This is a genomic window from Pectobacterium araliae (genome assembly GCF_037076465.1).
Lineage (GTDB): Bacteria > Pseudomonadota > Gammaproteobacteria > Enterobacterales > Enterobacteriaceae > Pectobacterium > Pectobacterium araliae.
Map to the genome: position 1 here is coordinate 2,039,400 of NZ_AP028908.1, position 12,523 is coordinate 2,051,922.

A 12,523-nucleotide genomic window follows, 5' to 3' on the forward strand; every position below is an offset into this window, starting at 1 on the left:
AAAATGATGAAATACCAATTGGATGCTCGTGAAGCCCGCGTGATCGGCTGTATGTTGGAAAAGCAGATCACCACACCAGATCAATACCCCATGTCACTAAACGGTATCACCACAGCCTGCAATCAGAAAACCAACCGCGAGCCAGTGATGGAACTGAGCGAAAGCGAGGTGCAGCAAACGTTGGATTTGCTGGTGAAAAAGCACTTCCTACGTACGCTCAGTGGTTTTGGTAACCGTGTTGTGAAGTACGAACATCGTTTTTGTAATTCCGAATTTGGCGACCTGAAACTCTCTCCTGCGGAAGTGGCGCTGGTAACCACGCTCCTTCTCCGTGGTTCACAGACCCCGGGGGAACTGCGTACGCGCGCGGCTCGATTGTATGAATTTTCAGATGTCAGCGAAGCCGAATCCACGCTTGAGCAACTGCAACGGCGTGACGATGGTCCATTTGTGGTCAGGCTCGCGCGGGAAGCGGGTAAACGAGAAAGCCGCTATCAGCATCTTTTCAGCGGTGAGGTCAGCGATGTATTGGCTTCTGAGGAAGAAACGGCGAGCGACAAGTCGCATCCGCTTACCGAGCGGGTTGAGGCGTTAGAAAAAGAGGTCGCTGAACTCAAGCGCCAGCTTGCCGTGCTGTTAGCGTAATGCATTTGTACCAGGGAGAATACCAGCCATGAAGCCTCAGTTGCCATCCGCGGACAGTACCGCAGAACCTATCGTATCCACCCGACGCCCCCGCATCGGTGTCGTCGGGCTAGGAGGCATCGCGCAGAAAGCTTATTTGCCCATTCTCAGCCAGGCTGCTCGCTGGGAACTGGTCGGTGCCTATTCTCCTGACCAGCAAAAAACGCAGCGGATTTGCCAGAACTACCGGATGACGAATTTCTCTACGTTGGATGAGTTAGCGGCTCATTGTGAGGCTGTTTTTGTCCATAGCAGTACCGCTAGCCATTTCTCCGTAGTGAGCCAACTGCTTAAAGCAGGTGTCGATGTCTATGTGGATAAACCGCTGGCAGAAACGCTGGATCAGGCGGAAATGCTGGTCGAATTGGCAGAACAACAAAAAAGAATTCTGATGGTCGGTTTTAATCGCCGTTTTGCCCCGTGTTATCAGCAGTTAAAACAGCGGTTAGACCAACCTGCATCTCTGCGTATGGATAAACACCGCATTGATAGCGTCGGGCCACAGGACGTGCGTTTTACCTTGCTGGATGACTATCTGCACGTAGTGGATACCGCGCTATGGCTGGCTGGCAGCGATGCTCAGTTGGTTGATGGTGTGCTGCATGCGAATGCGGACGGTCAACTGCTGTATGCCGAGCACCATTTCCAGAGCGGCGACTGTCAAGTGACGACCAGTATGCATCGTCAGGCCGGTAGCCAGCGGGAATGGGTTCAGGCTGTTGCTAAGGGAGGCCTCTATCAGGTAGACGAGATGCGTGCATGGCGTGAAGATCGTGAGGGAATGACGTTCAGCCCAGCGGTGCCATCCTGGCAAACTACGCTAGAACAACGCGGGTTTGTCGGTGCAGTGCATCATTTCATGACCGCGATTGAACAACGAAAACCAGCGGAAACATCAGGTAATCAAGCGTTACTGGCCCAGCGTATGATTGAGAAATTGCTGGGAAAAAGCTGAAAAGTTCGGCGGTTATGGCAATGTTAAGTAGCTATTACACGCGCAATGCGTAGACTAGTCGCACCTCGCAATCAGGATGACCTCAACGGGTCAACAATCACCCCTGAACCGTTCAGAACATAATCGGATGAATTTACTTAAATCACTGGCTGCCGTCAGTTCCATGACCATGTTATCACGCGTGTTAGGGTTTGTGCGCGATGCTATTGTCGCCCGCATTTTTGGGGCAGGCATGGCGACGGATGCCTTTTTTGTGGCGTTCAAATTACCCAACCTGCTTCGCCGTATTTTCGCGGAAGGCGCATTCTCACAGGCATTCGTACCTATTCTCGCCGAATATAAAAGCCAGCAGGGCGATGAGGCTACGCGAACGTTCCTCGCTTATGTTTCCGGTATGCTGACGCTGATTCTGGCGCTGGTTACCGTTGCGGGGATGGTCGCCGCCCCTTGGGTCATTATGGTCACGGCTCCTGGCTTTGCCGCGACGCCTGATCGCTTTGAGCTTACCTCTAATTTACTCAGAGTCACGTTTCCCTATATCCTGCTGATCTCACTGACTTCCATGGTAGGTTCGGTGCTGAACACTTGGAACCGTTTCTCGGTGCCAGCATTTGCGCCGACGCTGCTTAACGTCAGCATGATTGGCTTCTCGCTGTTTGCTGCGCCGTATTTTAATCCTCCCGTTATGGCGCTGGCCTGGGCGGTATTAGTGGGTGGTTTACTGCAACTCGGCTATCAATTGCCGCATCTGAAAAAGATTGGGATGTTGGTCTTGCCGCGCCTGAAATGGCGTGACCCGAGTGTCTGGCGAGTCATGAAGCTGATGGGGCCTGCGGTTTTAGGCGTGTCGGTGAGCCAGATTTCGCTGATCATTAACACTATTTTCGCGTCCTTCCTCAGCGAGGGCGCGGTATCATGGATGTATTACGCCGATCGTCTGATGGAATTTCCGTCCGGCGTGCTGGGTGTGGCGTTAGGGACGATCTTACTGCCGTCGCTGGCGAAAAGTTTTGCCAGTGGCAATCATGATGACTATTCCCGTCTCATGGATTGGGGGCTCCGTTTGTGTTTCCTGCTGGCGCTGCCGAGTGCGGTCGCATTAGGCATTTTGGCTAAACCGTTAACCGTGTCGCTGTTCCAGTACGGCAAATTTAGTGCTTTTGATGCGTTGATGACGCAACGTGCGTTGGTTGCTTACTCGATTGGGCTGATGGGGTTGATTGTCGTCAAAGTGTTAGTGCCTGGCTTTTATTCTCGGCAAGATATCAAGACGCCAGTAAAAATCGCGATAGTTACGCTGATTCTGACACAGGTTATGAACCTGATCTTTATCGGTCCGTTGCAACATGCGGGTCTGGCATTGTCCATCGGTCTGGCCTCCTGCCTGAATGCAGGATTGCTGTACTGGCAACTGCGTAAGCAGGATATTTTCCGACCACTGCCGGGTTGGCGAGGATTCTTGGGTCGCCTGCTGGCAGCAGTTATCGTGATGGCATTGGTTTTGCTGGGCATGCTGTGGTGGATGCCCGAATGGGATGACGGCAATATGACGATGCGTATTCTGCGTCTGTTGCTGGTTGTTGTCGCAGGGGCGGGTTCCTATTTCGCCACGCTGGCACTGTTGGGATTCCGACCACGGGACTTCGCCCGCCGTAGCGTGTAACAGCGCGACGCCATTGCGGAGTAAAAAAACGTAGGGAACGTTTTTCAACGTTGCACAGCAACGGCCCTCAGGGTGACGGACAAGGATGTTCGTCATAAAAAAACGCCATTGGTTTGTCACCAATGGCGTTTTACTTTCAATCGATGAATACGTTTTCAGGCGATGGAGAATTACATCTTCTCAACGGTTTCGATACCTAGCGTATCCAGACCTTGCTTCAACGTTTTCGCCGTAAGCAGTGCCAGTCTCAAACGGCTTTGACGCACGTCGTCACTTTCGGCGTTGAGAATCGGGCAGTGCTCGTAGAAACTGGAGAACAAGCCCGCCAGATCGTACAGGTAGCTACACATCACATGCGGTGTACCTTCACGGGCGACGGAGGTGATGGTTTCTTCAAATTGCAGCAGGCGTATGGCAAGCACAAATTCGCGCTCATCGCTCAGCGTAATCGGCTGCGTTAAACTGTCTTCCTGTATGCCTGCACGCTTGAAAATGGACGCGACGCGCGTATAGGCGTATTGCATATAAGGCGCAGTATTGCCCTCAAACGCCAGCATGTTGTCCCAATCAAAAACGTAGTCTGTAGTACGGCTCTTCGACAGGTCCGCATATTTGATCGCGCCGATAGACACTACTTTCGCCAGTGCGGTTAACTCATCGTTTTCCATCTGTGGATTTTTTTCTGCGATGAGTTTCAGGGCGCGATCGTAGGCTTCATCCAACAGTTCGGACAGTTTGATTGTTCCACCCGCACGCGTTTTGAATGGCTTACCGTCTTTGCCCAGCATCATACCGAACATGTGGTGTTCCAGGCTGACAGAATCGGGCACGTAACCGGCTTTACGCACGATAGTCCAGGCTTGCATCAAATGCTGATGCTGGCGAGAATCGATGTAATAAAGTACACGATCGGCGTTCAAGGTTTCATAACGGTATTTGGCACAGGCGATATCTGTCGTGGTATAGAGGTAGCCACCATCCTTTTTCTGGATGATGACGCCCATCGGTTCGCCTTCCTTGTTTTTATATTCATCAAGGAAAACCACTGTGGCGCCTTCGCTTTCAACCGCCAAGCCTTTTGCCTTCAGATCGGCAACGATGCCCGGCAGCATGCTGTTATACAGGCTTTCACCCATCACATCCTGTTTAGTCAGCGTAACATTAAGGCGTTCATAGTTGATCTGGTTCTGCGTCATGGTGATATCGACGAGCTTGCGCCACATCTGACGGCAATATTCATCGCCACTCTGTAATTTCACCACGTAACCGCGTGCGCGCTCGGCGAAATCGGCATCGTCGTCGTAGTGTTTCTTTGCTTCACGATAAAACGCTTCAAGATCGGACAGATCCATTTCGCTGGCGCTTTCGTTTTGCATTTTTTCAAGGTACGCGATCAGCATGCCGAACTGCGTACCCCAATCGCCAACGTGATTAGCGCGAATGATGTTGTGGCCTAAAAACTCCAGCGTACGGGCGGAGGCATCACCAATAATGGTTGAGCGTAGATGGCCGACGTGCATTTCCTTCGCGACGTTGGGGGCGGAGTAGTCAATCACGATCGTTTGTGGTTCAACGGGCATTAAACCCAGTTTTGGTGCATTCAGGGTGTTCTCAACCTGGCTCGCAACCCACTGTTTATCGAGAAAAATATTAATAAATCCTGGGCCTGCGATTTCCGTTTTTTCCGCAATGCCTTCCAGTGCCAAGAACGGGATGACTTTTTCAGCCAGTTGTCGTGGCGGCATACCGAGTTTTTTTGCCACTGCCATGACGCCATTAGCCTGGTAATCACCAAACTGTGCTTTTGCCGACTGACGGACCTGAGCTTCGCTGCCTGCTGGTGCGCCTGCGGCAGTTAACGCCTGGCTGACTTTTTCGGAGAGAAGAGCCTGAATATTCACCGGTTTACCTTAAATAAAAAATCAAGCCTTGCTTATACCATATTTGCCTTTCCCCGTCAGCAGACGGGCAGGGGGAACAGAGAGATATTCAGAGGGAAATTGCCCGCGGAGCGAGGGGGGGAAAGAGGGGGGAATATGAAAAAAGAAACAAGGAGAACACGAAAAAGAGAATGTAACTTAGGTAGAATGAAAATAAATAGAAATCGTGCGCTTAACGCTTTCTTGAACGGTTATTTACACCAATTTTATGTGAGTCTCTGGTTTTAAAATGACGAAAAATAGCATATGCCGCAATGGCAATAAGCACGATAGATATAATGAGTAAAACCATGGTGATATCTCTACGTTATTATTTGATTCCTTAATTTATATGTTTTCATTCTGGTGTTCAATGGGCTAAACCTTATTTAAGATTCTTCCCAGAACAAGTTGCGAAAAGTATCTCAAATTAACGTCGGGTAAAATACATTTCCGTTTATTAACTAAGCGATAGGTTTTTTTTTACATTTAATGCGATTTATAGGACGAGAATGTAAATCAATACATGTGAGAGGAACGTCTAATTTAATTAGAAAATGTTATGAATATGATATTCTCGCTGCATGAATAGCCGTTGATATGTGAGATGCTGTAAGGAGTGTTACCCGATATGTTGCCCGATGATTTGATAACAGATTTAGCGCGTTTTGAGCAAGAACTACAGAAATTTGCTGGTGTGCTACAACTAGATTTACGTGAATTTCATGCCGATCATATTTCTTTGCGCTGCCATCAGAATACGACCGCTGAATCATGGAAAACGGCGCTACTAAAAGCAGGCAGTCTATTGTCTGAAAACCTCATCAATGGTCGGCCAATCTGTTTGTTTATATTGGATAAAGCCATCTTGGTTGGTCCCTGGCTGATTACGTGTGTTGAGCTGCCGTGGCCAGGAGAGAAGCATTATCCCCATGAAGGCTGGGAGCACGTAGAACTGGTGCTGTCTGGTGATACAGAAACGCTGCATCAGCGTGCGTTAGCCTGCTTGTCTGATGACGCATTGTGTACACCGGGCATTAAGCTTAAATTTAGCGTTCCGCAAGGCGAAAAAGAACGAATTCCTAATCCGACGTTGGCGATAACCAATGGGAAAGTGACAATAAAATTTCATCCATATGATATACGAGATATTGTCGCGAGCGAAAGGTCTCCCCTGTGGCAAGAAAATAGTAGATAATTTGAGCATAACGTAATCAGAAAGATAAAATGATATACCCGTCATACTTCAAGTTGCATGTGCGTAGCCGCCTTCCTGAAACTCGAATTATTTGGGGTATATATTGCGTTATTCATGCCGATTTTTTTTACTGTAGAACAGATTAATAAAATTGTGGTTTATGTCATGTTTATTTCGCTAATGTATCGTGTTCATTGTGACTCCTGTCTCCTCACGACATGAATGTGAATGCCATAGTTATGACTTTACTCGGCGTGATGATTTGTCGATTTTCGATGATTAAGAAAAATGGTCTGGGAGTTTATGTGGAGGAGTCACGATGACGAAACTGGAAGTATGCTGCTATAGCGTTGATTGTGCGATAACGGCAGCGCAGTCTGGGGCCGACAGAATTGAACTCTGTGCAGGACAGCGAGAGGGGGGATTAACGCCATCCTATGGTACGCTGTGTGGTGCCCGCGAAAAGGTCGCGATCCCTGTTTACCCGATTGTACGTCCGAGAGGTGGCGATTTTTGCTACAGTCCGGCGGAGTTTGCGGCCATCAAATATGACATTGAGCAGATTGGCGAGATGGGATTCCCCGGCGTTGTTGTCGGCGTTCTCAATGAGGAAGGGCACATCGATTTGCTCAAAATGCGCGAAATCATGGCGGTGGCTCAGGGAATGGCAGTCACCTTCCATCGTGCATTTGATATGTGTTTGAACCCTTATATTGCATTAGAACAACTTACCGATCTTGGCGTATCGCGCATATTGAGTTCTGGGCAGCAGCAGACAGCGGAAAATGGATTACGTTTGTTACGTGAACTAACACAGGCTAGCCACGGTCCTATTATTATGGCGGGCTCCGGCGTGCGGTTGACTAACGTGCATAAATTTCAGCAGGCCGGCATCCGGGAATTGCATAGTTCCGCAGGCCAGTGGACGCCATCACCTATGCGTTATCGCAAGATTGGTGTGTCGATGTGCTCTGAGACGGAATTAGATGAATTTAGCCAGTACTGTGTGGATGGTGATGTGGTGGCCGCCATGAAACGGGCGGTCAGCCCGGATAGTGAAATGCAGTACGTATCGTAACCTAAGGAATTTCGCAGCGTAGCAATAGAGAAGCCGCGTTGCTGTAGATGCCACATCGTTATATTTTGCCGCGCCCGCCGCATACCATTAAGGTTTGCATGGCAAGTACCAAGCCCCAGTGTGTTACTGGGGCTTTTTTTGTCTAGCGCAGCGATTTAGGACTGGTAGATACCGGGTTTATTGGCAACCAATACCGCCCGTACCGGTGCGGGGTAGCCTTCTACCGTTTTTGTTGGATCGTCAGGATCGAGAAATTCGGCCAGCGACTCCGTTGTCATCCAGTCAGTTCGGCGTTGTTCCTGCGTCGTGGTTGCACAGATATCGACGATACGGACATCTACGAACCCACATTTCTCAAGCCACGTGGTTAAGGCCGTAGCGGACGGAATAAAGTACACATTACGCATTTGCGCGTAACGTTCTCCCGGTACTAATACCTGGTTCTCATCACCTTTGATGACCAGTGTTTCCAGTACCAGCTCACCACCCGCCACCAGTTGATTCTTCAGTTGCCACAGGTGATCGAGTGGGGAACGACGGTGGTACAACACACCCATAGAAAATACCGTATCGAAGGCTGCAAGTTCAGGCAGTTGTTCAATACCGAGCGGCAGAACGTGTGCGCGCTGATCGTCGCCAAGTAGTTTGCGCACGGCTTCAAACTGGCATAAGAATAGTTGCATAGGGTCGATACCGACCGCCATCGTGGCACCTTCGCCGACCATCCGCCACAGGTGGTAACCGCTGCCGCAGCCTACATCCAGAATCAGGCGGTTTTTCAGCGGGCTGATATGTGGCAGAACGCGCTGCCATTTCCAATCTGAACGCCATTCCGTGTTGATATCCACGCCGTAAAGCGAAAACGGACCTTTGCGCCAGGGCATCAGGTTACGCAGCAGTTTTTCAATACCTTCACGCTGGCCGATGGAAATATCAGGCTCAATACGCGCCGTGACGCTGTCGTTCAAGTCCAGCGAGGTTGGCGTTAGCGAGGGGAGATGTTCCAACGAGTTAAACCATAACTTGAATTTACCGTGTAAGGACTCTTGCTGCCAACTACTGAGCTGTGAAGGCAGCGTATTAAGCCAGTGGCTGAGCGGGCTTTTCGCGATTTGCTGATAAAAATTGCCGAAATCGATCACGCTTTTTCCTCTGCTTTCACGGCTAATAACGAACCAAAATTAAAACACTGAAACCACACTTCGCTGTGCTCAAAGCCAGCCTCTGCCAGCCGAGCTTTATGAGTTTCTACCGAGTCGGTCAGCATGACGTTTTCCAGCATGCTGCGCTTCTGGCTGATTTCTAACTCGCTGTAGCCATTGGCTCGTTTGAAATCGAGGTGCATATTGAACAGCAATTCCCCGACGTCTTTGTCTGCAAAGTTGAATTTCTCAGAAAGTACCAGCACGCCACCGGGGTTTAGTCCCTGATAAATACGCTCAATAAGCACCTGACGCTGAGAAGGTTCCAGAAATTGAAGGGTGAAATTCAACACAACCATGGAAGCATTTTCAATATCAATGTTCAGGATATCTGCTTCGACAATTTCGACGGGGGTTGTGGAGCGGAAAGCATCAATGTGGCTACGGCAGCGTTTCACCATTGCCGGAGAATTATCTACTGCGATAATTTTGCAACCCGATACGTGGATATTGCGTCGCATAGATAGCGTGGCTGCACCTAGCGAACACCCGAGATCGTAGACGAGGCTATCCGGGCGAGCGAACCGCTCTGCCAACATGCCAATCATTGAAATGATGTTGGAATAGCCGGGCACGGAACGTTGGATCATATCGGGAAATACGTCGGCAACGCGTTCGTCGAATGTCCAGTCGCCTAAATTGGCAATTGGCACAGAAAAAAGCATATCGCGGTTTGGCATGGCAGAAAGTGTACTGAGAGTAATAAAGAGGCGCGCATTCTAGCAGAATACGCTATACCCGTCATACTTCAAGTTGTCTGTGCTCTGGTTGTGCTCGTTACTCGGCTCATCTATGAGCCTCGCCCCGTTGGAGCCGCTGCAAGCAGCGTTCAAATCTGCTCCCGGCAGATTTGTCACCCGAATCACTTACCAGTGTAAGCTCATCGGGACTCACTCACTCACTCACTCACTCACTCACTCACTCGCTTGCCGTCTGCCTGAAACTCGAATTATTTAGGGTATATGATCTTCGTCTTCCACAGGGTGTGGACGCGGTTTTTGATTCTCGGACGCCTACTGCCTATGCGCCCGAGAACAGCGGGTATCGTTTTTGTCTCACGGCATCAATACAGCGTGAAAACCAGATCCCATGGAAGGTAGTAGAGATTTGCTACAATCATCAAAATGGTCGAGGCATAGGTTGCGGCCATACCTGAACGCCGCCAGCGAAATTCGCGATGCCGAAGGCCGTAGTAGTGAGCTAAGCGCCCGGCGATCAATAACATGCCGCAAAAATGGATCATGATGATAAGTGCGCCATTCATTTCCATCAGCACCAGCAAAATCACCGCAATCGGAATATATTCCACCGCATTGCCATGTACTCGGATTGCGGTTTGTAATTCATAAAATCCGCCGTCGCCATAGGCCACGCGATACTGCATTCTCAGTTTGAAAACATCAATAGACAGCTTTATCAACAAGATTGCGCCGAGCACGATATAGAGCGCACTTACCATTTTTTACTCCGTGACCTAACCGAAAACGGCTTGCAGAATAATAGCTTTACCTGGCGCCCCTGTCGCCTGTAAAGCCCAATTTTTTTAGCGGAAATGGGTTACATTAAGAGAATATTTATAACTAAACGAACTAACACATTCCCTGTTTGCTGAATCAAAAAAGCGTTGCTTGCCGCGGCCAATCCGGCTGCGGTGGCAATGTCGGGTCGATCTCGGTGAGTAATGGCCAGAGCTGTTGTGCCAGCGGTGGTGCATCACCAATATCCGGCGTGTGAATAAAGAAGAAGGGATTTGCCTCGGGCCACTGTGGCAGTTTATTGCGCCATGACTCAAACCAGCGTAGGTTTTCTTCCTGTGTTTCACTGCCGATAAAGCGGATCAGCGGTTGCGTGGCGGTCAACACGGCGTGTACTGGTACGCGCGGTTTTTTACGCTGGGCTTCACGCATTGCAGCACTATCTGGTGTGGCATGGTGGACTGGGCGGCTGTCTAAAATCACGCGATTGACGCCGCGCTGCTGTAGCCCCTGATTGAGCGCACGCTCCTCATCACCTTTAGCAAAAAATAGCGGGTGACGCACTTCTACTCCGTAGCTAAATTCCTGCGGTAAGGCATCAAGAAAGCGCCACAACACGGGCAATTGTGCGGGGCCGAAGACGGCAGGGAGTTGTAGCCATAACTGTCCGATACGGTGCTCAATCGGCTCAAGGCATTGATAAAAAGGCCGATATCACAGTCACAGTTCTGCAAAGCGGCTTTATGACTGATCGCCGAGGGAAATTTGAAGCAAAAGCGGAAGTTGTCATGCGTCATATCACGCCAGCGTCCGACAATCTCGCGCGAAGGTAACGCATAAAAAGTGGTGTTACCTTCAACGCAGGTAAAATAACGGCTGTAGTCGGCAAGATCGTTTAATCCCAACCGACTCCAGGCGGGATGCTGCCATTGTGGTAATCCGATGTACATCTACTGCACCATAATGTCATTGAGCTTCAATAGGATGTTTGCCATTATCGCGTAATTGACAGGGGAGCGCGAGTGAGTCGAGGGGAACCGTTTATAAAATCTCATCCGCCCACAGTGTTGCTTCCATTATCATGGTAAAGAAATTTTCTTCATCGATACCTAACTGATTTAAGAGGTGTTCAAGTTCTTCCCACTCTTGCTGTTCGTATTTAGCGATTAACGTCAGATAAATTGCCAGTTCGCCGGTGTTTTCTAATAAGCTTTGGTTAATTTTTTCGGATAATGCGATTTGTGAAAGCAGCAGCGGCATGGGGGAATCGAGTACGGCATCAAGCAGCGATAATAATCCGCATAGAAACGCTTCAGTGGTATCTTCCTTCACATTAAAGGAGGCATACAATAATTCAAAAAATCTGGCGCGGATTAAGCTGGTACGATAAAGCTCGCTGGGTTTATTTTCATTACTGCTGGTAATGCTAATTAATGAGACAAAACGTTTAAGTTCACGCTGCCCCAGCAGCATTGCCATCGAACGAAACGACATAGAGGTCGCGGTGATGCCAAAGCGGGTATGGTATTTGATATTAGTAATATGGCGCATTAATTTATAGTAAAGCGACAGATCGGCACAGACCAACTCTTCGATCGTGGCATAGTTGATCTCAGGTTTGTTTACCTCTCGTAGTAACCTGATGGTATTGCTGGAGTTATTGACCAATTTTTTTGATTTAATCATTTCAGGACGACTGAAAAAATAGCCCTGGAACAGTGAAATGCCCAGCTTTTTACTTTGCAAATATTGCTCATGTGTTTCTACTTTTTCAGCCAGATAGATTAACTTGCGCTGCGCGGTTCGTTTGATGAAATTGTCAATATCATCAAACCTTGATAAGGTTAAATCGAATTTGATGATATCAACGTAAGGTAAAAATCGATCCCACTCTGACCCCATCGAAAAGTCATCAAGTGCAATTCTGAAGCCCTTCCTTTTTAGCTTTTTTACGGCAGCAAAGAGATCATTATTCGGTATCGCATTTTCAAGGATTTCGATCACGACTTTTTCCTGTGGCAATACTTCGGCCTGGCCATCGATCAGCATCTGATGGGGAAAATTAATATAGTAAGGTTGTTCCACGACGGATTTTGTCAGTGGGTGGGTCAAAAATTGATCGGAAATAAGCTGTGCGGTCGCAAACTCAGGGCTGACATCAGGAAATTTATTGGTGATGTCCATGCGAAAAAGTAGCTCGTAGGCAACGGTTTGTAGGTGTTGATTTAAAATAGGTTGACGGGCAACAAATGAATACATAGCGGTTCTCCATGTAAACCATACGCATTAGCCAATAATAGGAACGCGCTTTTTATTAAAATTTTTATAAAAATAATGAGTTACTTATTA

General features: G+C 48.8%; 10 protein-coding genes and 1 pseudogene. 5 read left to right on the forward strand and 6 right to left on the reverse strand.

What is annotated here, in order from left to right; translation table 11 throughout:
* The first annotated feature begins 6 nt into the window (after nt 1–6).
* The 3 genes from AACH44_RS09215 (at nt 7) to murJ (ending at nt 3,302) form a co-directional block, all read left to right on the forward strand.
* A complete protein-coding gene (locus tag AACH44_RS09215; RefSeq protein ID WP_261847647.1) occupies nt 7–645 on the forward strand; it encodes a YceH family protein in 639 nt (212 codons plus the stop codon).
* Nucleotides 646–673: 28 nt separating this feature from the next.
* Nucleotides 674–1,639: a Gfo/Idh/MocA family protein gene (locus AACH44_RS09220; RefSeq protein WP_261847631.1), complete on the forward strand. Its 966-nt coding sequence runs from the start codon at nt 674–676 to the stop codon at nt 1,637–1,639.
* A 127-nt stretch (nt 1,640–1,766) separates the two neighbouring features.
* The gene (gene murJ / locus AACH44_RS09225) at nt 1,767–3,302 is read left to right on the forward strand and encodes a murein biosynthesis integral membrane protein MurJ (protein ID WP_261847630.1); all 1,536 of its coding nucleotides are present in this window, start codon (nt 1,767–1,769) and stop codon (nt 3,300–3,302) included.
* 170 nt (nt 3,303–3,472) lie between these two features.
* Here the strand turns inward: murJ and argS are convergent, their stop codons facing one another.
* Nucleotides 3,473–5,203: an arginine--tRNA ligase gene (gene argS, locus AACH44_RS09230; RefSeq protein ID WP_338659577.1), complete on the reverse strand. Its 1,731-nt coding sequence runs from the start codon at nt 5,201–5,203 to the stop codon at nt 3,473–3,475.
* Nucleotides 5,204–5,852: 649 nt separating this feature from the next.
* Here argS and AACH44_RS09235 point away from each other — a divergent pair.
* A complete protein-coding gene (locus AACH44_RS09235) occupies nt 5,853–6,419 on the forward strand; it encodes a VOC family protein (RefSeq protein WP_261847628.1) in 567 nt (188 codons plus the stop codon).
* A 319-nt stretch (nt 6,420–6,738) separates the two neighbouring features.
* Nucleotides 6,739–7,497, forward strand: a complete 759-nt coding sequence (cutC, locus tag AACH44_RS09240; RefSeq protein WP_261847627.1) for a copper homeostasis protein CutC — start codon at nt 6,739–6,741, stop codon at nt 7,495–7,497.
* Nucleotides 7,498–7,652: 155 nt separating this feature from the next.
* Here the strand turns inward: cutC and cmoB are convergent, their stop codons facing one another.
* From cmoB to AACH44_RS09265, 5 genes and pseudogenes are all read right to left on the reverse strand, one after another.
* Complete coding sequence (gene cmoB, locus AACH44_RS09245) at nt 7,653–8,639, reverse strand: tRNA 5-methoxyuridine(34)/uridine 5-oxyacetic acid(34) synthase CmoB (RefSeq protein WP_261847626.1); 987 nt, start codon at nt 8,637–8,639, stop codon at nt 7,653–7,655.
* Nucleotides 8,636–9,379, reverse strand: coding sequence for a carboxy-S-adenosyl-L-methionine synthase CmoA (gene cmoA / locus AACH44_RS09250; protein ID WP_261847625.1), 744 nt, complete (start codon nt 9,377–9,379; stop codon nt 8,636–8,638). The genes cmoB and cmoA overlap by 4 nt, the downstream gene beginning before the upstream one ends.
* Before the next feature lie 383 nt (nt 9,380–9,762).
* Nucleotides 9,763–10,158, reverse strand: coding sequence for an MAPEG family protein (locus tag AACH44_RS09255; protein WP_261847624.1), 396 nt, complete (start codon nt 10,156–10,158; stop codon nt 9,763–9,765).
* Between the two features lie 154 nt (nt 10,159–10,312).
* Nucleotides 10,313–11,124: pseudogene (locus tag AACH44_RS09260) on the reverse strand (DUF72 domain-containing protein).
* Nucleotides 11,125–11,215: 91 nt separating this feature from the next.
* On the reverse strand, nt 11,216–12,433 hold the full coding sequence (locus tag AACH44_RS09265) for an EAL and HDOD domain-containing protein (RefSeq protein ID WP_261847622.1): 1,218 nt from the start codon (nt 12,431–12,433) through the stop codon (nt 11,216–11,218).
* Nucleotides 12,434–12,523 lie beyond the last annotated feature (90 nt).